This window comes from Pantoea sp. B_9, from assembly GCF_008632015.1.
In the GTDB taxonomy this organism is placed as follows: Bacteria; Pseudomonadota; Gammaproteobacteria; order Enterobacterales; family Enterobacteriaceae; genus Pantoea; species Pantoea dispersa.
The window spans coordinates 337,659-357,963 of record NZ_VWVL01000001.1 but is presented as its reverse complement, the minus strand read 5'-3'; the positions used below and the strand labels follow the sequence as shown (position 1 = coordinate 357,963).

Sequence of the window (20,305 nt, the reverse complement as noted above, 5' to 3'; positions counted from 1 at the left end):
CCTCAGATAAATAACTGTGACCATGCTCGCTATTTTTTGCCTGTGTGCTGTCTTTTTGTTCGCACGATGTTATGAATGAATATGTAATGTGTTTCGAATGAAACTTAAGCGTAAACAGACGGAGTGCGAGATGAACACCACTTTTACCTCAGAACAACAACCCGACGATTTTAAACAGCATGTGCGCCTGATGAAGCAGGTGCTCAGAGCACAGATTGGCGATGTCGAAGGCCTGTTTGAGCAGGTCAGAAGTAAGATTGTTAGTGAAATCGCGGCCGCGCGCGCCGAAGAGAAGCAGCACGGTACGGCGTGGCCGCAGGTCAGCTTCGCGGATCTGGCCGCTGGCCGCATCAGCGAACAGACCAAAGATCATATCCGCCGCCGCGGCTGCGTGGTGGTAAAGCAAACCTTCAGCCGCGAGCAGGCGCTGGCGTGGGATGCTGACATGCTCAACTACCTCGACGACAATGATTTCGACCGTGTCTATCAGGGGCCGGGCGACAACTTCTTTGGCAACCTCGACGCCTCGCGGCCGGAGATCTACCCCATCTACTGGAGCGATGCGCAGATGTCAGCACGCCAGAGCGAGGCCATGGCGCAAACCCAGGCGTTCCTCAATCGCCTGTGGAAATTCGAATCCGCCGGTACGCGCTGGTTTGATCCAGACGTGAGCATCATCTATCCGGATCGCATCCGGCGCCGGCTGCCGGGTACCACCTCAAAAGGGCTGGGCGCGCACACCGATTCCGGCGCGCTGGAGCGCTGGCTGTTGCCGGCCTATCAGCAGGTGTTCAGCAAGATCTTTTCTAACCAGTTCGATCAGTACGATCCGTGGGATGCGGCGCACCGCACGGCCGTGCAGGAGTATCAGTCTGGCACCACCACCAAATGTTCGGTGTTCCGCACTTTCCAGGGCTGGACCGCACTCTCTGATATGCAGCCCGGTCAGGGACTGCTGCACGTGGTGCCGGTGCCGGAAGCCATGGCCTATCTGCTGCTGCGTCCGTTACTGAAGGATGTGCCGGAAGAGGAGCTGTGCGGCGTGGCGCCGGGCAAAGTGCTGCCGGTATCAGAGCGCTGGCATCCGGAATTAATTGCCGGCCTGTGTTCGATCCCGGCGCTGCAGGCGGGCGATTCGGTGTGGTGGCACTGCGACGTGATTCATGCGGTGGCGCCGGTAGAAAATCAGCAGGGCTGGGGCAACGTGATGTACATTCCCGCCGCGCCGATGTGCGATAAAAACGCCGACTATGCGCAGCAGGTGGCGCAGGCGCTGGTGACCGGTGTCTCACCGGGCGATTTCCCTAAAGAGGATTACGAAGCCAGCTGGCGCGGCCGTTTTACGCCGCAGGATCTGAATGAAAACGGCCGGCGCAGTCTGGGATTAGCGTGATTTCTGCTAAGCTGGGCAAAAACTTTTTTACAGCAGGCTCTATGAACGCACGTCATCAGCACATCATTCAACTGGTCAGCGAGCGCGGCAGCGTCAGCGTCAATGAACTGGCGCAAACCACCGGCGTTTCGGAGGTGACGGTGCGCCAGGATTTGAACCTGCTGGAGAAGGGCGGCTTTCTGCGCCGCGTGCACGGTTCCGCCGTGGCGCCGGAAAGTGATGACGTAGGCGCGCGCATGCAAACCCGCTTTGCGGTGAAAAAACGCCTGGCGGAGTACGCCGCCGGGCTGGTTAATCCCGGCGAAACGGTGTTTATTGAAGGCGGCAGCACCAATGCGCTGCTGGCGCGAGAGCTCAGCCATCGGCAGGACATCACCATCATCACCGTCAGCCATTACATCGCCGGACTGCTGCGTGAGCAGGGCGGCGATGTGATTATCCTCGGCGGGCTGTTTCAGAAAAGCAGTGAGTCAGTGGTCGGGCCGTTAACGCGGCTGTGCATTCAGCATCTCAACTTCCATAAAGCGTTTATTGGCATTGACGGCTGGGATGAGGCGACCGGTTTCACCAGCCGCGACATGCTGCGCTGCGATGTGGTAAACGCCATCATGGAAAAGCCTACCCACACCGTCGCGCTCACCGACTCCTCCAAATTTGGTCAGATTCATCCCTATGCGCTGGCGCCGCTACAGCCGTTTAAGCAGGTGATTACCGACGCGGAACTCGCCGCAGGCTGGCAGCAGCAGCTGCGCGCGCAGTCGCTGCAGCTCAGTCTGGTTTAACCTTTATTGCGTTCAATCTCTCCCTCAGGCTTAGCGTGATCAGCCATTGATTGCATCGACGCACTATTCATGTAATAAATAAAGTTACATGATGACAACCGATCGGGACAATGATGACGCAAAATACCAACGATATCTTCAACGAAGAGTTTGCGCGGCAGTACGACGCGTATAACGGCAAACATCAGCCAATCGCCGATAATCTGCATCTGCTGATTTCACTGGTGCTGGACAACGCGCCGCCGCAGGCGCGGGTGCTGTGTGTGGGCGTCGGGACCGGCAGCGAAATTATCCGGCTGGCGCAGCAGCACCCGGAATGGCAGTTTACCGGTGTCGATCCTTCACCGGACATGCTGGCGGTCTGCACAGAGAAACTCAGCGCCGCCGGGATACGGGCGCGCTGCCAGCTGCATCAGGGCTACCTTAACGACGTGCCGGTTACCGCCGATTACGATGTGGTGCTTTGCCTGCTGGTGACGCATTTTATCCAGCATCCGCAGCGGGCGGGTATTTATCAGCAGATGCAGCAGCAGCTCAAACCGGGCGGACGCTTAGTGACGGCAGAAATTGCTGGCGATGTGCAGGATACCGGCTTTGATGAACAACTGCTGTTCTGGAAAACCATGCATGAGAGCGCCAGCGGCAGGGCGCAAAATCTGGATGAGATGAAGCAGATGCTGACGCAGCGGCTGCTGTTGCTGCCTGCTGCCCAGACCGAAGCGCTGATGGCGCAGGCCGGTTTCACGCCGCCGCAGCGCTTCTTTCAGTCGCTGCTGATACATGGCTGGACGGCGCGCAAGCGCTAAACCGCTGAACAAGGTTGAGTGAGCTGACGATTCATGAAGTTAGCAGCGCCTGCGCCGTCAGCTCGTCGGTGATCAAACCGGTGACGAGTCCGCTGGCCAGCACCGCGCGGATCGCCGCCACTTTGCTCGGTCCGCCGGTCAGCGCCACGATCTCTGCGCGCTGCGCCAGATCCAGCGGCACCGACAGCGTGCGTGCCGTCAGCGAATTGTGAATCATCTGCCCATCGGCGGCAAAAAAGTGCCCCAGCAGTTCGCCCACCGCGCCGGCTTCCGACAGGGCACGGATCTCGGCTGCATCGATCATTCCGGCTTCCACCAGCTGGGCGGCTGGTTCCACGGTGCCAATGCCCACCAGCTTCACTTCACTGTGCGCGGCCATGCTGAACACTTCGCTAACACCACGCTGCGCCAGCAGCACATCGCGATCCTCTTCGGTGTTGGCAAAAAACGGTACCGGCATCATGTAGGCCTGCGCACCGGTTTTTTCGGCGATGCGATGCATGACGTCATGCGGATTGAGCGCGTAGTTGCGCGTCAGGCAGCCGAGCAGGGAGACAAAGCGCAGGTGCGGCGCGTCGATACGTGCCAGCTGGTGAATTGCTGCCGACAGCGTCCGGCCGTGGCCGAGACCCAGCGTGATCGCCGGCGTGGAGGCCAGCAGATTACGTAAATAGTCGGCACCGGCCATGCCCAGCGCGCGCACCGGCAGGCCTTCTTCGCCGAGATCGGGTGCCACCTGACAAAAGTTCAGGCCGTAGCGGCTGCGCAACTGCTCTTCCAGCGTCACGCAGGCGACAATCGCGCCGTCGATGGTGACTTTCACCGCGCCTTCGGCCACCATGCGCGCAATCAGCCGATGGGTTTTCACCGACGGCAGGCCGAGCCGTTTGGCCACTTCAGCCTGCGTCAGGCCGCCGACATAGTGCAGCCAGGCCGCCCGCAGGGCCAGAGAGTCATCGCGTTCAGCGGAAGTCGGTGCGGATTTCATCGGGTTGTCCCTGTCTGGTTGAGGGGTGCTGCGGGCTGACGAAAGCCCTCAGCACGGCATGCTCACGCGAGATGCAAATCCTGCACCCCGGTATCAATATGGTCGGCCCAGAACGCCACGCTTTCGGCAATCTCCGCCACCACATTGCTGTCGGTGGGTTCGCGCTCTTTGAAGCTTAGCTCGAGGCAAATCTCGTTATCCTGCGCGCCGCCGCGCGCCAGCGCCTCAAGCAGCGGCTGCGGCTGAATGCGACCGCCGGCATTGTACTGCAATGTAAAGGGCCTGTGCCCGCCTTTATCCATCATGCTCTGCTTTATATGGATGATGGGCGAAAAGCGCGGCACCGCTTCAGCCCACGCGTAAGGGTCGTAGTCACGCGGATCGGCAGAGGTGACATCGCCATGATCGATATCCGCCATCATCCACATCGGCAGGGCAAACTGTGCCGCGCTCAGCCGCTGTTGCAGCGCCATACAGGCGGGAATGGTTTCGCCAAATTCGCGTCCGACGCTCATCGGTTCCCAGAACAGGTAACGCAGACCGGCCGCTTTGGCGTGTTCCGCCACTTCCGCCCAGCAGTCAATGGCGATGGCAATCAGCGCTTCACGCCGCGCCGCATCGTTAAAATCCCGCTGGGTGAAGATGGCAAACTGCGAGCCCACCGCGACGCCGCCCAGTTCCGCGGTGATGTCGGCAAAGGTTTTGAACCAGTCAATGTAGTAGCGACGTACCGCCGCATCCGGATGACCAAAATGGTTGAGGCGGCCATACGGCCCGGTCATGCCGGAGGTGACGCGCACGCCGGTGGCACGCAGCGCCTGCTGCATGCGGCGCGTCATGTGGGTGAGCGTGGCAGCAGGCCAGCCGGGATTGATAAACTCATGCGTCAGCTGCAGATCGCGGATGCGGATCTGCTGAGCCACGGTGTGAATTAAATCGCCGGGATCGGCGAAGCGGTTCACCAGCGGATTGGTATTCAGCGAAAGCGTTAATGGCATGCGGCACCTCTCAGCCAGCGTGGGCGCGCAGCGGCGCGGCAGGGTGGAAAGTCTGTTCGAACCACTGGCTGAACGCGGTGCGCTGTGCAGCGCTCAGGTGCAGCTGATGTTTGGTGCGACGCCAGAGAATGTCTTCCGGCTGCTGCGCCCATTCGTACTGCACCAGATAACGCACCTCGGCCTCGTACAGCTGGCCGCCAAAATGCTCACCGAGATCGCTCAGCGAACCGGCGGTTCCCAGCAGCGTGCTCATACGCGCACCGTACAGTCGTGCATAGTGCTTGCGCAGCGGCTGCGGCAGCCACGGCCAGCGCGCTTTGATCTCCTCCAGGAAGCTGTCAAAATCGGCATGGGCGATCTCGCCGCCCGGCAGCGTGGCGCTGCGCGTCCAGTCCGCGCCCATGTTGGGGAAAAACGGCGCCAGCTGTTGCAGCGCATGCTCGGCCAGCTTGCGGAACGTGGTAATTTTGCCGCCGAACACGTGCAGCAGCGGTGCATCCTGTTGATTATCGAGGTCGAACACATAATCCCGCGTCACCGCCGAGGGATTACCTTTGCCGTCGTCAAACAGCGGCCGTACGCCGGAGAAGCGGGTAATCACATCGCTGGCGCGCAGCTTAACCTTGAAGTAGCGATTCACCACGTCGATCAGGTACTGCTGCTCGCTATCATCCGCACTGACATCTTCCGCTTTGCCCTGCCAGGGAATGTCGGTGGTGCCGATTAACGCTTTATCACCCTCATAGGGATTGATAAAAATCACCCGCTTGTCGGTGTTTTGCACCAGATAGGCCTGCTGGCCCTCCCAGAATTTCGGCACGATGAGGTGCGAGCCTTTCACCAGCCGCACGCTGCGCTGGCTTTGCGTGTGGCTAACCTGATTGACGATATCCAGCACCCACGGCCCGGCGGCATTCACCAGCGCACGGGCGAACACCGTGCGCTGCGCGCCGCTGGCCTGATCCTGCAGGGTAATCTGCCATTTGCCCGGCAGACGCTGCGCTGCCACGCAGCGGGTGCGCGGCAGAATGGTGGCGCCGCGCTCGGCGGCATCCAGCGCATTGAGCGTCACCAGCCGGGCATCGTCCACCCAGCAATCGGAGTACTCAAAGCCTTTCTGGTAGCTGTCCAGCAGCGGTGCGCCTTCAGGATCGCGCGTCAGATCGAGCACGCGCGTGCCCGGCAGTTTTTTGCGTCCGCCAAGGTGGTCATACAGAAACAGCCCCAGCCGCACCAGCCACGCCGGGCGATCGGACGGGCTGTGCGGCAGCACAAAGCGCATCGGCCAGATAATGTGCGGCGCCGCGTTCAGCAGCACCTCGCGTTCAATCAGCGCCTCGCGCACCAGGCGGAATTCGTAGTACTCCAGATAGCGCAGGCCGCCGTGCACCAGTTTACCGGAGCGCGAGGAGGTGCCTGCGGCAAGATCGTCTTTTTCACACATCATCACCGACAGCCCGCGCCCGGCGGCATCGCGCGCGATACCGGCACCGTTAATGCCACCGCCGATCACAAACAGATCCAACGTGTTGTCACTCATGCGTTACTCCTTAAAACTGTTTAATGCCTGCCAGGCGGCAGGAAGATCGCGGCGGATCTGCTGATACTGAGGGAACAGCTGCTGGTAGCGCTGCATCAGCGCAGGCAACGGCGCTTCGGCGTCGTCCAGCAGCGGGCGCACCCAGCGTTCAACGCACTGCGCCATGTCCGGATACGCGCCAATCGCCACCGCCGCCATCATGGCCGCACCCGCTGCGCCGGCTTCCTCGCGCTGGCTGATGCGCACCGGCGCGCCGATGCAGGCGGCAAGAATCTGCCTGAGCGGCTGCGATCGCACCGCACCGCCGGTAAGGCGAATTTCTCCCGGCAGCGTGGCGCCCATCGCCTGATAACAGTCGCGAGCTGCCATGCCGATGCCTTCAATCACGCCGCGCACCAGGTCGCCAAAGTTGTGCTGGTAGTTGAGGCCGGTGAAACTGGCGCGCGCGTCGGCGTTGACGAACGGTCCGCGTTCACCGGCCAGCGAAATGTAAGGATGGAACAGCAGGGTGCCCGGCTGCGCGTCGTTGAGCCAGCGATCGATCTGCTGCACCAGCCGCGCATGATCGGTTTCACAGCCAAAGCTGCTCAGCAAATCGCTGGCCACGTTCAGCAGCCAGTCGAGATTGAGCGTGGAAGCCATGTTGGTTTGCACCTGAGTGACATAACCTGGCCACGGCAGCGGGATCACGTAGCCGGTTTGCGCCGGGTTGAGCCATACCTCGTCAATAGTGACGCTGCGCAGATGCACGCCGGTTGAGCCGACAATCGAACAGGCGGTATTGGCTTCACCGGTGTGCACCCCGGCACCGAGCGCGGTCATCGCCATATCGACATAGCCGAGACACACCGGCGTGCCAGCCAGCAGGCCGGTTTGCCGGGCGGCGTCAGCGGTCAGGCCATGGGTGATTTGCGTGCCGTCGATAATCTCCGGCAGCAGGTGGCGCCGGTGGTTAAGCCCCAGCGCGTCAATCACCGTATCGTCGTAGCGCTGGTGGCGATAGTTGCCAAAGGTAAAGCTGGCTTCAGACGGGTCGGTGGCGCGCACACCGGTCAGATTGAGATAGAGCCAGTCCTTGCAGTGCAATGCCACTTCGGTGCGCGCCAGCAGTTCGGGATAGTGCTGGTCCATGTGCGCCAGCTGCGCACCCTGCTGGCAGGTGTTAAGACCGGTGCCGGTGGCCTGAAAGCGTGCGGCGGCCAGCGGCTGCTGATTGAGTTTTTCCACCGTGGCGGCGGCGCGGGCATCCAGCCAGATCCACGCATCGTCCACCGGCTGATTATCAGCACCGACCAGCCAGCTGCCGTCGCCCTGGGCGGTCACCGCCACGGCCACCACGCGCGCCGCCAGATTCTCCACCCGATCGCCGAGCTTGTGAATCGCGCTGACCGCATCCTGCCAGGTTTGCGTCATTGACTGCTGGGCGGCACCGCCTGCGCTGCGGTAATAGCGATTGCGCGCCGACGCGCACGCCAGCTGGTTACCTTCCAGATCAAACGCCACCGCTTTAACCACCGAGGTGCCGGAATCCAGACCCAGAATGATATCGCCACTCTCCACATACACCTCCGTTCGCTGCTCCCGGTGCGGGAACCCCTGTTTGGTTTATCCGCAGCCTTGTTAATGAGCTGTGATGATTTTGCTAAATACTGTCTTACACCACTTCTCATGGAGATAACATATCTGATGTATTATTTTTCTCAAAAAAGAATAAATTTCACTCCGGATGGCGAGTCCGATCACAAAATCAGCGGGGGTTGCGGATGTGATTAAACACTGTGAAAGGTTTTTAATGATTGTATTAAAGGGGGTTTTTAAACGGATTGGGGGTGATTACAGGCAAATAAGCGATCCAGATCGCGCTGTGCGAAAAATTGCGCGCCACCTGTTGACAATTTAGTCACAACAGCACAATTCTCATCACACAAGTTATCACATTTATAACATTGCACGACGATGAACATCGTCGCTGTGCATCCTGAGAGGTCACGTTATGTCCGAGGTCTCAATCTTAACGCAGCAGCTGGCACGCAAACGTCGGCGGCGCTACACGCTCAGCGGCGTGGTGATCGTGGCGCTGGTAGCCGCCATGGCGCTGGATACCAAAGTAGTGCGCATCGGTTCGGCAGACGACGCGCGTCAGCAGGGCTTCTCCGCAGACAGCTACGGGCAAAAAACCTTTCCCGGCATCCAGCAGGATGTTGAAGCGCGCGCGGTGGATGCCGCCACGCTTGCGGCCGCACTGAACAGCGATCGGCAGCAGGCGGTGGCCAGATACGGTGTCGGCTCGCCGCTGCCGGTGCTGCCGGTCAAACTGCAGGGCGTGGTGCAGCCGGGGCAGATGGGTGTTTTCCCGTTACAGGTCGCCGGTCTGCCGGCGGGCACGCAGCTGCGGTTGCAAACCGGCCCGGCGATTACCGGCACCGATCTGCGTGATGCCAGCGGCAAAATTCAGTTTGGTGATTTTACTAATCAGATCGAATACCAGAACGCCGGGGCGGCGATTAACCGCGCCATGAAAGCGGCGGTGCTGGAGAAACTGGACCGCGACGCGCTGCCGGGCAAAACCGTGCAGGTGGTCGGCGTGTTCCGCCTGCTCAGTCCGACCAACTGGCTGATTACGCCGGTGCGCGTGGAGGTGCAATGAAACCGTTCAACGTCAATCCGGCGCTGCTGAAAGGAGAAGTGATTCTGCAGGCGCGCAACGTCAGCAAAGTATATGGCTCCACCCATGCGCTGAAAGGCGTCAATTTTGAAATCCGCCGCGGCGAAGTTACCACGCTGTTTGGTGAAAACGGCGCCGGTAAATCGACGCTGATGAAAATTCTTTCTGGCGTGATTACGCCAACATCCGGGGAAATTCTGTTAAACGGCGAAGCAAAGGTGTTCCGTTCGGCCACCGAGGCGCGCGACTGTGGTATCTCGATTATTCATCAGGAGCTGAATCTCGCGCCCAACATGAATGTGCGCGACAACATTTTTATGGGGCGCGAAATCATGCGGCCCGGCGGGGTGGATTACGCCGAAGAGGCGCGGCTGACCCGCCATCTGATGGCGGCGCTGGAGGAGGATATTGATCCGCTGACGCCGGTGGAGAACCTGCGTCTCGGGCAGCAGCAGATTGTGGAAATCGCCCGCGCGCTGTCGGTGAATTCACAAATCCTGATCATGGATGAACCGACCTCGGCGCTCAGCGCGGCGGAAGTGGCTGTGCTGTTTCAGGTCATCCGCGATCTGACCAGTCAGGGCGTGGCGATTGTGTATATCTCACACCATCTGGAGGAAGCACTGGAGATCACCGATCGCGCTGTGGTGCTGCGTGACGGCGTGATGACCGCTTATGCCCGGCGCGACGAGATCGACCTCGAATGGATCGTGCGCAACATGGTGGGAGAGCACTTCGACCTCGGTTCACCGCCCGGCGGCTATGCCTTCGGCGGTGACGCGCTGACGGTGCAGGCGTTAACCGTGAAAAGCAAAACCGGCATCCGGCTGGTGGATCAGCTGTCGCTGACGGTGCAGGCCGGCGAGATTGTCTGCATTTATGGCCTGATGGGCGCGGGGCGCACCGAGCTGCTGGAGTGTCTCGCCGGACGGCTGAAGCAGAGCAGCGGGCACATCCTGCTGCAGGATACCGAGATCTCCGCGCTGTCGCTGTCGCAGCGCATCAAAATGGGACTGGCGCTGGTCCCGGAGGATCGTCAGCGCGACGGGCTGGTGCAGACCATGACGGTGGGCGAAAACCTGTCGCTGGCCAGCATCAGCGAGTTTGTGCGCGGGCTGGTGCTGTCAACGCGACGGGAGAAACTGCTGATTGATGACAGCATCCGTAACGTGACGGTCAAGACTGCCGGCGGTGAGGCGGCTATCGGTTCCCTGTCCGGCGGCAATCAGCAAAAGGTGGTGATCGGCAAAATGCTCGCCACCCGACCCAAAGTGATTCTGCTGGATGAACCGAGCCGCGGCATCGATATCGGTGCCAAAGCCGAAGTGTTTCGTCTGCTGGCGGAGAATGCCAGCAAAGGGCTGGCGGTGGTTTACACCACCTCGGAAGTGGGCGAGTGCCTGAGTATCGCGCACCGCATCGTGGTGATGAGCAAAGGGCGCATCTCGGCCATCTTCGACGCCAGCGTGAGTAAAGAACGCATTATGGCCGCTTCGGGCGAGTCTCTGGTGGCATGACATGAAAAACGGAGCAAACGGTATGACTGACAGAACCCAAACGCTGGATAGCGCACCGCGGGTGGCGAAACCGGCCAGCGGCAAGCGCCTCAATCTGGCGCGGCTGCTGCTGGAAGGGCGTGCCTTTATCGCGCTGCTGGTGATTATCGCCACGTTCTCCCTGTTATCGCCCAACTACTTTACCGGCGCGAACTTCCTCACCATGGCGTCGCATGTGGCCATCTTCGGTTTGCCGGCGATCGGCATGCTGCTGGTGATCCTCAACGGCGGGATTGATTTGTCAGTCGGCTCGACGCTGGGACTGGCTGGCGTGATGGCCGGCTTTATGATGCAGGGCATCAACCTTGAAGCGCTCGGCGTGGTGCTCTATCTGCCGGTGTGGGCGGTGGCAATTCTGACGCTGGTGCTGGGCGCGCTGGTGGGGCTGGTCAACGGCGTGCTGATTGCGATTTTTCGCGTCCCGGCGTTTGTTGCCACGCTCGGCACCATGTATGTGGCGCGCGGTATCGCGCTGCTGATCACCAACGGTCTGACCTACAACAAACTCTCCGGCAGCGAAGCCCTGGGCAATACCGGTTTCGACTGGCTCGGTTTCAACCGCCTGTTCAACATCCCGGTCGGCGTGCTGGTGCTCGGCGCAGTGGCGCTGGCCTGCGGTTTCCTGTTGAGTCGCTCGGCGTTTGGCCGCTGGCTGTATGCCTCGGGCGGTAACGAGCGCGCCGCCGATCTCTCCGGCGTGCCGGTAAAACGCATCAAAATCAGCGTCTACGTGCTGTCGGGTATCTGCGCGGCGATGGCCGGGCTGGTGCTCTCTTCGCAGCTGACCTCCGCCGGTCCGACCGCGGGCACCACCTACGAGCTGACCGCCATTGCTGCGGTGGTGATTGGCGGTGCGGCGCTGACCGGAGGACGCGGTAACGTGCGCGGCACGCTGCTGGGCGCGTTCGTGATTGGCTTTCTCTCTGATGGCTTAGTGATTATCGGCGTTTCTGCTTACTGGCAGACGGTGTTCACTGGCGCCGTGATTGTGCTGGCGGTATTGCTCAACACCCTGCAATACGGCCGGCGCGGTCGCTAACCCTGTGCGCGCTGGCCGGCTGGCGCGCGAGTAACCGTAAAACAAACCTGTACCCTAATAATAACGGAGCACCTATGTTCACTAAACGTCTGTTTATCGCCGCCGCCGCGATGGCCATCTCCACCTTTGCCTTACCCAGCTGGGCCAACAACGGCCTGATGACCATCATCGTCAACGATCCCTCCAATCCATACTGGCTGACTGAGGGCCAGGTCGCGCAGAAGGCGGCGGAGAAGCTGGGCTACAGTGCCAAAGTCAGCGCGCACAAAGGGGATACCAACACCGAAAGTCAGCTGATTGATACGGCGATCACCAATAAATCCAAGGCGATCATTCTCGATCCGGCTAACGCCGACGGCTCGATTGGCTCGGTAAAGAAAGCCATCGCCGCCAATATTCCGGTGTTCGTGATCAATGCCGAACTGAACCAGAGCGGGCTGGCTAAAGCGCAGCTGGTGTCGAATAACGCACAAGGCGCGGCAGTAGGCGCGATGGAGTGGGTGAAGCAGGTGGGTGACAGCGCCAGCTATGTCGAGCTGGTGGGACCGCCGTCGGATAACAACGCCGCCACGCGCGCCAACGGTTTCGATACCGTGTTGTCTCAGTACCCGACGCTGAAGAAAGTCGGCCAGGAAGTGGCGAACTGGGATCGCACCCAGGGCTTCAATAAAATGCAGTCGCTGCTGCAGGCTAATCCGAACATCAAAGGGGTGATCAGCGGTAACGATGAGATGGCGCTGGGTGCTATCGCCGCCCTGAAGGAAGCTGGCAAACTCAGCCAGGTGAAAGTGGGTGGGTTTGACGGTTCACCGGATGCGGTCGACGCGGTTAAAGCCGGTACGCTGGCCTATACCGTGATGCAGCCGGTAGCGCAGTTTGCGCAGAAGGCGGTAGAGCAGGCGGACACCTTCCTCAAAACCGGCAAAACCGGGGTAGCACAGGAGAAGCAGCTGTTTGACTGTATTCTGATCACCAAAGACAACGCTGGTGATTTCGTTTCGCCGTTTGTCCTGAAGCAGTAAGTCAGATCACCGATGGCGGCATTCTGGCCGTCATCGGTTGCCTGCTGCGCGCCTGATTTGCAAAAGAAACGTTTACGCGCTGTAATCAAAGCCGAAACTGCATTTCCGCTTCACTTTCCGGACGAAACATGGCGCATAACCCGCAAGAGACCTCCGCTGGTCACTTCCTGAATGAAACCTTACCGGGCGACAGCCGTCAGGCGCGTCAGCTGGCACGACGCCAGCTCATAGCCGAAGCCGTGATGGCCGAAGGCGCGGTGCGTATCGAAGATATTACTGAGCGCTTCGGGATCAGCCTGATGACCGCCCATCGCGATATTGATGAGATGGTTGAGCGCGGGCTGCTGCATAAATCACGCGGCGTGGTCTCTGCCACACCAACCAGCCTGGTGGAATCCAGCGATCTCTACCGTGCCACGCGCCAGCTGGAAGAGAAACAGGCGATTGCCGAAGTGGCCGCTGGCTACCTTGAACCCGGCCAGGCGCTGTTTCTGGATGATTCCACCACCGTGCTGCAGATGGCGCGGCTGCTGCCGGCCAAAGCGCCGCTCACGGTGATCACCAATTCGCTGACGTTAATGAATGAATTACGCAACGGTCGCGATATTACTCTGATGGGGCTCGGCGGCCAGTTTCATCACTGGTGTAACGCCTTTATGGGGCGCATGACGCGAGACGAAATCGCCAGCCTGCGCGCCGATGTGTTTTTTGTCAGCATGTCGGCGATTATTGATGATGCGGTGTTTCACCAGTCGGCCGAGACGGTGGAGACCAAGCGTGCCATGTTCGAGGCGGCGCAGAAGCGCATCCTGATGATGGATAACACCAAGTTTGAGCGGCGCGCGCTGCATCGCTTTGCTCACCTGAGCGAGTTTGATGTGGTGATCGTTAATCAGGGCACGCCGGTGCCAGTGCTGCGTCGCCTGCAGGAGCTGGGGGTGAATGTGGTGGTGGCACCGATGAAAACCGGGCAGGGACGCACTGAGGCGTAATGCCCGGTTTGCGCGTTAGCCAAGGCCGATGAAGAAGCCGGCAATGGTGGCGCTCATCAGATTGGAGAGCGTTGCGGCGATCAGCGCGCGCAGGCCCAGCCGCGCGATTTCCGGGGTGCGCTCCGGTGCGACGGCAGAAAAGGCGCCGACCACCACGCCAATCGAACCAAAGTTAGCAAAGCCGCACAGGGCGAACGAGACGATGGCGATGGTTTTGCCGTCGAGCGCGCCCGCCTGATGCAGATAAGGTGAAAAGCTGATGTAGGCGACAAACTCGTTCACCACCAGTTTCTGACCTATCAGACTGCCCGCCAGCGCCGCATCGTGCCACGCCACGCCCATCAGCCACGCCAGCGGGGCCAGCGCGAAGCCGAGTATTCCCTGCAGGCTGATGTCGCCGTGACCCAACCAGCCGCCGATACCGCCGAGTATGCCGTTGAGCATCGCGATGATACCGACAAACGCCATCACCACCGTCGCCAGACCGGCGGCTATTTTCATCCCGGTAATCGCTCCGCTGGCGGCGGCTTCAATCAGGCTGCGTGCCGGCGTGTCGCTAAACGACAGGTGGGTAAAAGTCACCTGCGACGCTTCCGTTGCCGGACTGAGCAGCCGGGCGAACAGAATGCCGCCGGGAATGGCCATCAGCGAGGCGGCCAGCAGGTATTCAATCGGTACCCCCAGCCCGGCATAGCCGAGCATAGTGGAACCGGCTATCGAAGCCATGCCGCTGCAGATGGCGGTGAACAGTTCGTTGCGATTGAGGTGGTTGACGAAGGGTTTGACGATGGCCGGGATCTCGTTCTGGCCGAGGAAAATGGTGGTGACTGCCACAAAGGATTCGATTTTACTGATATTGAGCGCGCGCTGAAAGATCCCGCCCAGCAGGCGAATGATGGCACCCATCACGCCAAGATAGTAGAGCACGCTAACCAGCGCGGTGATAAAGATGATGGCCGGCAGAACGTGAAAAGCAAACACAAAGCCGGCGCCGTTAAACACCTTGTCCATTTGCGGTCCGGCCAGCGCGCCAAACAGAAACGCGCTGCCCGCATCACTGTAAGCCAGCGCCTGATGCACGCCGCTGGCGACTTTTTCCGCCAGCCATTTGCCCGGCGGCAAATAGAGGATCGCGCCGCCGAGGGCAATCTGAATCAGTAACGCGGCGCCGGTGGTGCGCAGACTGATATGCTTTTTATTTACTGACAGCAGAAACGCGATCGCCAGTAATACCACCATACCCAGAACACTTCTCATTATATCCATCATGATATTTCCTGATGTCAGCCTGGTGAGGTTGCATAGCGGTATGGGCGACCACTTTCTGCCCATATTGTGGGGTTTAAGGATTAGCGGTACCTGCGCACGCAGTCTTCGACCAAATCCCAGAACCAGGCGGTATCCAGCGTGATGCCCACTTTGGTGTTTGCCGGTTTCCCCAGCACGCCCAGCGCATCACACACCGTGCGGCCATAGCAGGGACCGCTGTTGACATCGATTTCGACAAACATCGGCTGAACGTTGAAGGCATCCGGATTGATCAGATAGGCGACACAGGTGGCGTCATGCACCGGGCCGCCCGCCAGACCGTAATTGTCGTGCTGGGTTTTCAGCGTAAAATTCATCATATCGCTGAACAGCTTGCCGGCAGGGCCGCCAGCCTTTTCCATGCGGCTAATGATGTCCGGCGTGCACACCGTCTGGTGCGTTAAGTCGAGGCCCATCATCACCAGCGGGGCGCCGGCGGTAAATACCGCGCGCGCGGCTTCCGGGTCGGCGAAAATATTGAACTCCGCCGACGGGGTAAAATTACCGGTGCCGTAAGCGCCGCCCATCAGCACGATTTCACGGATTTTGGGAATGATTTTCGGCTGCATGCGCATCGCTACCGCAATATTAGTGAGCGGGCCGACCGGCACCAGCGTGATATCCCCGTCGCTGTTCATCAGCGTATCGATAATAAAGTTCACAGCGTGCTTTGTTTCCGCTTTACGCGTCAGCGGGCCGAACACCGGGCCGTCAAGACCGGTTTCGCCGTGAATATTATCGGCGACGATCTGCTGGCGCATAATCGGCTGTGGCATGCCGGCATAAACTGGCGTGTCAATATTCAGCGTCTGGCAAACGTTCAGGCCATTAACCAGCGTTTTGTCCAGAATTTGATTGCCCGCCACGATACTGATGCCGAGTAATTCAATCGCCGGATGTTTTGCGGCCAGCATGATGGCGATGGCATCATCATGACCGGGATCACAGTCCAGAATAATTTTACGTGCTGTCATGGTTTCCTCCTCAGCTTCTTTATTTATCACCTTAATTTCATTGCAGAAATTTTCCGGTGCGGTAGGGTAGAGGCCTTCACCTTAGCAGCGGCGTGACACGCCAGAGTATGAGAAATCTCATAGTGGACATCGAATGATGAAAGAAATAAATAATGACGCGCTGAAGCAGCAGTTAATAATGGCGTCCGGCTATTGCGATAAATTTTCAGCCGATGTGATCCCGCACACACATTTATTTCATATTCTTGCCGGGGACTATATTGTGCGCGAGGGGACTCTGCCGGCGTATATGTTTTATCTGGCGCGCGGTCGCACCAAACTGTATGTCACACTGGCCAATGGCCGTATTTCGCTGGTGGATTTCTTTAATGCGCCCTGTTTTATTGGCGAGATTGAAGTGCTGGATGAAACGCATGCTTCACTCGCGGTGCAGGCGATTGAAGCCTGCTGGTGCCTGGCGCTGCCGGTGAAAACCTGCCGCACGCTATTGTTAAATGATGCGCAGTTCCTGCGCCACGCCTGTCTCGGTTTAGTGAAAAAGAATTTCCGCAATATTGTCACCTCAACGCGTAATCAGGCGTTTCCGCTGGTTAACCGGCTGGCGGCCTTTATCCTGCTGACCCAGCATGATGGTGTGTATAAAGAGAAGCATACGCAGGTGGCGGAGTACCTTGGCGTGACCTATCGCCACCTGCTGTATGTGTTTGCGCAGTTCAGCGCAGAAGGGGTGCTGCGTAAGCAGCAGGGGGGTTATGCGATCGGTAACCGCGCGGCGCTGACGGCCTTAGCCGAAGAGATGGAGCCCGGCGCAGCGCTGCCGGGTCACTAAGTTTATGCGCCCTGGCGGGTGGCCGCCAGCACGATCTCCCGCACGCAGACCGACTGCGGCTGCGAATAGGCGTAATCGATGGCGCTGGCCACGTCGTCTGCGCTGAGCACCTTGCCGCCCATTTCAGCTTTCCAAGCGTGATAACCGTCCTTAATTGCTTCGCTGGTGGTGTGACTCAACAGCTCGGTTTCAACTGCGCCCGGCGCGATAACGATCACGCGTACATTGTGCGGCGACAGCTCTTCGCGCAAATTCTCTGACATGCCATGTACAGCGAATTTAGTGCCAACATACACTGCGTGGTTAGGAAACGTCTTCCGTCCGGCCACTGAGCTGATATTAATGATCGTGCCACTTTTACGGTCAATCATGCCTGCGGTGACCGCCTGCACGCCATTGAGCAGGCCTTTCACGTTGACGTCGAACATCTTATCCCATTCGCCGGCATCCTGTTGTTCAATCGCGCCGAGCAGCATCACGCCCGCATTGTTGATCAGCGCATCGACCGGACCAAACTGCTGCTCAGCATCATGCACTGCGGCGGAAAATGCGTGGCGATCGGTCACATCAACTGCGCGGCACAGGGCGTTGGGCAGGTTCAGTGCCGTCATACGATCGATACGGCGAGCCAGCAGCAGCAGGGCATGTCCACGCGCCGAAAGCAGTTTCGCCGTGGCAAGACCGATACCGGAGCTGGCGCCGGTGATAACGATTAAGGGTTTAACATTCTGCGTCATAATGACTTCCTCATAGATAAAATTAATGGCGAAGCTGAGGCATGCACTTTAAATCGCGGGGCAATTGGTGAAAAATGGTTTATTTCTTTCGCCGATATAATGATTTTCTATGGATAAGCGACAGCTAAAAGCTTTTATCTGCGTGTTTGAGGAGCGCAACATCACGCGCGCCGCACAATTACTCAATCTGACGCAGCCCGCGCTCTCGGCCACGATCAAACTACTGGAAGAGGAGCTGGCCACCACGCTGTTTATCCGCAGGCCGCGCGGCGTGGAGGTCACGGAGGACGCTCGCGTCCTTTATCCGCAGGCGCGCAAGATGCTCAGCGATATGCAGGCGCTGGTCACACGCTTTCGGCAGCCGTCGGATTGCCTGCCACTAAAGATTGGCGTCGAAGGGGATGTCGCGCCCGCCCAGCTGGCGCAATTGCTGACGGCCATCCGGCAACATTTTCCCACGGTGCTGCTTAACGTCGAGCCCGGTTGCGTGGGCGATATCCGGCTGGCGTGTGAAAGCCTGCGCTGCGAAGACGAGCTGTTTATGCCGCTGTTTGAAGAGCACTACGTGCTGGCGTATCCCGCCAGTCATGCGCTAAATCAGCTGGAAACGCTGACCCATGACCAGTTGCATCCGCTGCCTTGGGTGATGGTGCCGACTGATGAGTCGCATCAGCGGCTGCTGCCGTTTTACGGTGCGGGTGCGGCCGCGGCCAACGCCGGCAGCTACGCGCTGGCGCTGGATCTGGCGGAAGCCGGCTTTGGCGTCACCATTGCGCCGGCGCCGCTGGTTGCCGCGCGGCATCGCCTGGCCTGGCGCGCTTTACCCGGTCAGCCGCTGATGCGGCGTGTCGGCATTTGCTATGCGGTTCAGGCGCAGGCCAATCCGGCGGTAGAACGGCTGCTGGCGCACTTCAGCCACGGCGCGCCTTTGCGTACTTCGTGATAGATCCGGTGCGCTGCCGGGCGCACCGGTTCAAAGCAGATTAGCGCGGGTTCATCATGTCAAATATGGCGTCAAAATTGCCGTCGCGTTCGGCCCAGCGCCGCGTATAGTCGCGCTCCAGCAGCAGTTCGCCGCGCGCGACCGGACCATTTTCCAGCATCTGCAGAATCTGCGCGATATAGTCGTCCAGCGGCATGGCGCGGGGATCGCTGAGCTGTTAATCACCGGTCAGCGCCGTCTGTAAATACGGCGGCAGCATTTCCAGCACTTCTACCGATGTATTACGCAGCTGATGACGCAGCGAAACCAGCCAGGAATGCAGAAAGGCTTTGCTGGCGCAGTAGGTGGGAAAACTGGCCAGCGGCAGGAAGGCCAGCGCGGAACTGGTTGCCATCAGCGTGGCCTGCGGCTGACGGCGCAGCAGCGGCAAAAACGCGGCGGTGACGCGAATCACACCGAGGATGTTGGTCATCACGATTTGCTCAGCAATATCACTGGTCCATTCGTCCGCCGTCACCGTTTCCGGCTGCGAGATACCGGCGTTGGCGATCAGCAGGTTGATATGCGGGAACTGCGCGTGAATCGCCGCAGAACAGCGGGCGAGGGCGGTGGTGTCATTAACGTCCAGAGCAAAGCCGGTAATGGCCGGGCGCTGGGCGGTGATCTCATCGAGCAGCGCCTGACGTCTGCCAGTGATAATGACGCGGTTTCCGCGATCGTGGAAAACTTCGGCCAGCCGGCGGCCAATGCCGCTGGTTGCGCCGGTGATGAGCAGGGTGTTGTTGGTCAGTTTCATAGTGTGCCTTGTCAGTCAGAGAATGAAAGGCCACGTGCGGTGATGCACTGCTAGCGATCCCGAGAGACAGGATGCGTAGAAAGCGTGAACGATGCCGTGGCGCTGTTCCGGTTTTCCTCTGCGCAGAGGCCCATTCCGGTTCAGGGCGCGTTGGATGACGGTAACGCCTACGGCAAGTCAGAAGTGAGATGCGCGCTTACTATATAGCGAGCCGGGGAGGGATGTCTATCCTATCGTCCTGTTCCTGTAGACTGTGGCGTTTCGTTTTCTGACCATGATCAGTTATGCTGATTTGTATTAAAAATCATAAAGGAATTATAAAGTGCGCACCCGCGATTCGGCTCGTTTGCTTATTATAAATCCTCTTAATCAGGTTTTATTATTCTGGTTTAAGCATAAAAATAATGCCCTGTCAGGCAGAGAATACTGGGCCACACCCGGCGGAGGCGTTGAACCGGGAGAGACTTTTGAACAGGCAGCTATCAGAGAGCTCAGAGAAGAAACAGGCTTTTATGTCGATGATGTGGGTCAGCCGTTAACTGAGCGCATTTTTGAAATGACGCTTCCCAGCGGTGAGGTGGTTTTGGCAAATGAACGATTTTATTTAATTAAAGTTGGAGATGAAGATATCCGTACCAGTGGTTGGACTGAAAATGAAAAGTCAGTCATTGATAGTTATCACTGGTGGGATCTTACTGAGCTGCGAAACACTCGCGACGTCGTTTATCCAACAAATATTGCTGATCTCTGCGCATTGCCGGATTAATTACGCGACGTGTCATAGCGTTGAGCGTATGAATCTATCATTGCCGCTTTCAAATGGAATCTTATTGCAGATGATAAGAGCATGTTCAGTAGAGCAGACGCAAGCTCAGGAAAGCAAAGTTTGAAGCATGAACTCACGGCAATGCTTGCAGAATTTATACAGGTATTTCAG

Annotated in this window: 20 protein-coding genes; 11 read left to right on the top strand and 9 right to left on the bottom strand. The window is 59.0% G+C overall.

Annotated features, from left to right (window positions below):
• The first annotated feature begins 130 nt into the window (after positions 1 to 130).
• From F3I21_RS01670 to F3I21_RS01660, 3 genes are all read left to right on the top strand, one after another.
• Entirely contained in the window at positions 131 to 1,393 is a 1,263-nt protein-coding gene (locus F3I21_RS01670) for a DUF1479 domain-containing protein (protein WP_150058071.1), read from the top strand.
• A 41-nt stretch (positions 1,394 to 1,434) separates the two neighbouring features.
• Entirely contained in the window at positions 1,435 to 2,175 is a 741-nt protein-coding gene (locus tag F3I21_RS01665; protein WP_058769793.1) for a DNA-binding transcriptional regulator YciT, read from the top strand.
• Between the two features lie 110 nt (positions 2,176 to 2,285).
• A complete protein-coding gene (locus tag F3I21_RS01660) occupies positions 2,286 to 2,981 on the top strand; it encodes a class I SAM-dependent methyltransferase (RefSeq protein WP_223815614.1) in 696 nt (231 codons plus the stop codon).
• A 31-nt stretch (positions 2,982 to 3,012) separates the two neighbouring features.
• Here F3I21_RS01660 and F3I21_RS01655 read toward each other — a convergent pair whose 3' ends face one another.
• The 4 genes from F3I21_RS01655 to F3I21_RS01640 all read right to left on the bottom strand — a co-directional run bounded on the left by F3I21_RS01655 (position 3,013) and on the right by F3I21_RS01640 (position 8,067).
• The gene (locus tag F3I21_RS01655; RefSeq protein WP_058758545.1) at positions 3,013 to 3,969 is read right to left on the bottom strand and encodes a sugar-binding transcriptional regulator; all 957 of its coding nucleotides are present in this window, start codon (positions 3,967 to 3,969) and stop codon (positions 3,013 to 3,015) included.
• A 62-nt stretch (positions 3,970 to 4,031) separates the two neighbouring features.
• On the bottom strand, positions 4,032 to 4,967 hold the full coding sequence (locus F3I21_RS01650) for a sugar phosphate isomerase/epimerase (RefSeq protein WP_141495441.1): 936 nt from the start codon (positions 4,965 to 4,967) through the stop codon (positions 4,032 to 4,034).
• Between the two features lie 10 nt (positions 4,968 to 4,977).
• Entirely contained in the window at positions 4,978 to 6,507 is a 1,530-nt protein-coding gene (locus tag F3I21_RS01645; protein WP_058758547.1) for a glycerol-3-phosphate dehydrogenase, read from the bottom strand.
• 3 nt (positions 6,508 to 6,510) lie between these two features.
• Positions 6,511 to 8,067 (bottom strand): FGGY-family carbohydrate kinase, encoded by a 1,557-nt coding sequence (locus F3I21_RS01640; RefSeq protein WP_150058069.1) that lies wholly within the window; start codon positions 8,065 to 8,067, stop codon positions 6,511 to 6,513.
• A gap of 433 nt (positions 8,068 to 8,500) precedes the next feature.
• On the opposite strand from F3I21_RS01640, the gene F3I21_RS01635 reads away from it, so the two are divergent.
• The 5 genes from F3I21_RS01635 to F3I21_RS01615 all read left to right on the top strand — a co-directional run bounded on the left by F3I21_RS01635 (position 8,501) and on the right by F3I21_RS01615 (position 13,781).
• Positions 8,501 to 9,154 (top strand): DUF2291 domain-containing protein, encoded by a 654-nt coding sequence (locus F3I21_RS01635; RefSeq protein ID WP_021506049.1) that lies wholly within the window; start codon positions 8,501 to 8,503, stop codon positions 9,152 to 9,154.
• Positions 9,151 to 10,689, top strand: coding sequence for a sugar ABC transporter ATP-binding protein (locus F3I21_RS01630; RefSeq protein WP_150058067.1), 1,539 nt, complete (start codon positions 9,151 to 9,153; stop codon positions 10,687 to 10,689). Before F3I21_RS01635 ends, F3I21_RS01630 begins: the two co-directional genes overlap by 4 nt.
• Positions 10,690 to 10,711: 22 nt before the next feature.
• Positions 10,712 to 11,767: an ABC transporter permease gene (locus F3I21_RS01625; protein ID WP_058758647.1), complete on the top strand. Its 1,056-nt coding sequence runs from the start codon at positions 10,712 to 10,714 to the stop codon at positions 11,765 to 11,767.
• Between the two features lie 74 nt (positions 11,768 to 11,841).
• Positions 11,842 to 12,789, top strand: a complete 948-nt coding sequence (locus F3I21_RS01620) for a D-ribose ABC transporter substrate-binding protein (RefSeq protein ID WP_058758551.1) — start codon at positions 11,842 to 11,844, stop codon at positions 12,787 to 12,789.
• A 128-nt stretch (positions 12,790 to 12,917) separates the two neighbouring features.
• Positions 12,918 to 13,781: a DeoR/GlpR family DNA-binding transcription regulator gene (locus tag F3I21_RS01615; protein ID WP_021506045.1), complete on the top strand. Its 864-nt coding sequence runs from the start codon at positions 12,918 to 12,920 to the stop codon at positions 13,779 to 13,781.
• 15 nt (positions 13,782 to 13,796) lie between these two features.
• Here the strand turns inward: F3I21_RS01615 and F3I21_RS01610 are convergent, their stop codons facing one another.
• A complete protein-coding gene (locus F3I21_RS01610) occupies positions 13,797 to 15,047 on the bottom strand; it encodes a NupC/NupG family nucleoside CNT transporter (protein ID WP_150058557.1) in 1,251 nt (416 codons plus the stop codon).
• A gap of 83 nt (positions 15,048 to 15,130) precedes the next feature.
• Positions 15,131 to 16,063 (bottom strand): ribosylpyrimidine nucleosidase, encoded by a 933-nt coding sequence (gene rihB, locus F3I21_RS01605; protein WP_150058065.1) that lies wholly within the window; start codon positions 16,061 to 16,063, stop codon positions 15,131 to 15,133.
• 136 nt (positions 16,064 to 16,199) lie between these two features.
• Between rihB and yeiL the strand changes: the two genes are divergently transcribed.
• On the top strand, positions 16,200 to 16,892 hold the full coding sequence (yeiL, locus tag F3I21_RS01600; RefSeq protein WP_150058556.1) for a transcriptional regulator YeiL: 693 nt from the start codon (positions 16,200 to 16,202) through the stop codon (positions 16,890 to 16,892).
• 2 nt (positions 16,893 to 16,894) lie between these two features.
• On the opposite strand, the gene F3I21_RS01595 is transcribed toward yeiL, so the two are convergent.
• Positions 16,895 to 17,629, bottom strand: coding sequence for an SDR family oxidoreductase (locus F3I21_RS01595; protein WP_150058063.1), 735 nt, complete (start codon positions 17,627 to 17,629; stop codon positions 16,895 to 16,897).
• A gap of 109 nt (positions 17,630 to 17,738) precedes the next feature.
• Between F3I21_RS01595 and F3I21_RS01590 the strand changes: the two genes are divergently transcribed.
• Entirely contained in the window at positions 17,739 to 18,572 is an 834-nt protein-coding gene (locus F3I21_RS01590; RefSeq protein WP_150058061.1) for a LysR family transcriptional regulator, read from the top strand.
• Positions 18,573 to 18,612: 40 nt separating this feature from the next.
• Here F3I21_RS01590 and F3I21_RS23310 read toward each other — a convergent pair whose 3' ends face one another.
• Both F3I21_RS23310 and F3I21_RS01585 read right to left on the bottom strand, forming a co-directional pair.
• Positions 18,613 to 18,768 carry a hypothetical protein gene (locus F3I21_RS23310; protein ID WP_223815612.1) on the bottom strand — a complete coding sequence of 52 codons (156 nt, stop codon included), beginning with the start codon at positions 18,766 to 18,768 and terminating at the stop codon, positions 18,613 to 18,615.
• A 21-nt stretch (positions 18,769 to 18,789) separates the two neighbouring features.
• Positions 18,790 to 19,368, bottom strand: coding sequence for an SDR family oxidoreductase (locus tag F3I21_RS01585; RefSeq protein WP_223815610.1), 579 nt, complete (start codon positions 19,366 to 19,368; stop codon positions 18,790 to 18,792).
• Positions 19,369 to 19,690: 322 nt separating this feature from the next.
• Between F3I21_RS01585 and F3I21_RS01580 the strand changes: the two genes are divergently transcribed.
• Positions 19,691 to 20,134: an NUDIX hydrolase gene (locus F3I21_RS01580; protein ID WP_150058058.1), complete on the top strand. Its 444-nt coding sequence runs from the start codon at positions 19,691 to 19,693 to the stop codon at positions 20,132 to 20,134.
• The last annotated feature ends 171 nt before the right edge of the window (positions 20,135 to 20,305 follow it).

Coding starts and splice junctions, on each gene's coding strand:
- F3I21_RS01670 (WP_150058071.1), top strand. CDS start 131: ATGAACACCACTTTTACCTCAGAACAACAACCCGACGATTTTAAACAG.
- F3I21_RS01665 (WP_058769793.1), top strand. CDS start 1,435: ATGAACGCACGTCATCAGCACATCATTCAACTGGTCAGCGAGCGCGGC.
- F3I21_RS01660 (WP_223815614.1), top strand. CDS start 2,286: ATGATGACGCAAAATACCAACGATATCTTCAACGAAGAGTTTGCGCGG.
- F3I21_RS01655 (WP_058758545.1), bottom strand. CDS start 3,969: ATGAAATCCGCACCGACTTCCGCTGAACGCGATGACTCTCTGGCCCTG.
- F3I21_RS01650 (WP_141495441.1), bottom strand. CDS start 4,967: ATGCCATTAACGCTTTCGCTGAATACCAATCCGCTGGTGAACCGCTTC.
- F3I21_RS01645 (WP_058758547.1), bottom strand. CDS start 6,507: ATGAGTGACAACACGTTGGATCTGTTTGTGATCGGCGGTGGCATTAAC.
- F3I21_RS01635 (WP_021506049.1), top strand. CDS start 8,501: ATGTCCGAGGTCTCAATCTTAACGCAGCAGCTGGCACGCAAACGTCGG.
- F3I21_RS01630 (WP_150058067.1), top strand. CDS start 9,151: ATGAAACCGTTCAACGTCAATCCGGCGCTGCTGAAAGGAGAAGTGATT.
- F3I21_RS01625 (WP_058758647.1), top strand. CDS start 10,712: ATGACTGACAGAACCCAAACGCTGGATAGCGCACCGCGGGTGGCGAAA.
- F3I21_RS01620 (WP_058758551.1), top strand. CDS start 11,842: ATGTTCACTAAACGTCTGTTTATCGCCGCCGCCGCGATGGCCATCTCC.
- F3I21_RS01615 (WP_021506045.1), top strand. CDS start 12,918: ATGGCGCATAACCCGCAAGAGACCTCCGCTGGTCACTTCCTGAATGAA.
- F3I21_RS01610 (WP_150058557.1), bottom strand. CDS start 15,047: ATGGATATAATGAGAAGTGTTCTGGGTATGGTGGTATTACTGGCGATC.
- rihB (WP_150058065.1), bottom strand. CDS start 16,063: ATGACAGCACGTAAAATTATTCTGGACTGTGATCCCGGTCATGATGAT.
- yeiL (WP_150058556.1), top strand. CDS start 16,200: ATGAAAGAAATAAATAATGACGCGCTGAAGCAGCAGTTAATAATGGCG.
- F3I21_RS01595 (WP_150058063.1), bottom strand. CDS start 17,629: ATGACGCAGAATGTTAAACCCTTAATCGTTATCACCGGCGCCAGCTCC.
- F3I21_RS01590 (WP_150058061.1), top strand. CDS start 17,739: ATGGATAAGCGACAGCTAAAAGCTTTTATCTGCGTGTTTGAGGAGCGC.
- F3I21_RS23310 (WP_223815612.1), bottom strand. CDS start 18,768: ATGCCGCTGGACGACTATATCGCGCAGATTCTGCAGATGCTGGAAAAT.
- F3I21_RS01585 (WP_223815610.1), bottom strand. CDS start 19,368: ATGAAACTGACCAACAACACCCTGCTCATCACCGGCGCAACCAGCGGC.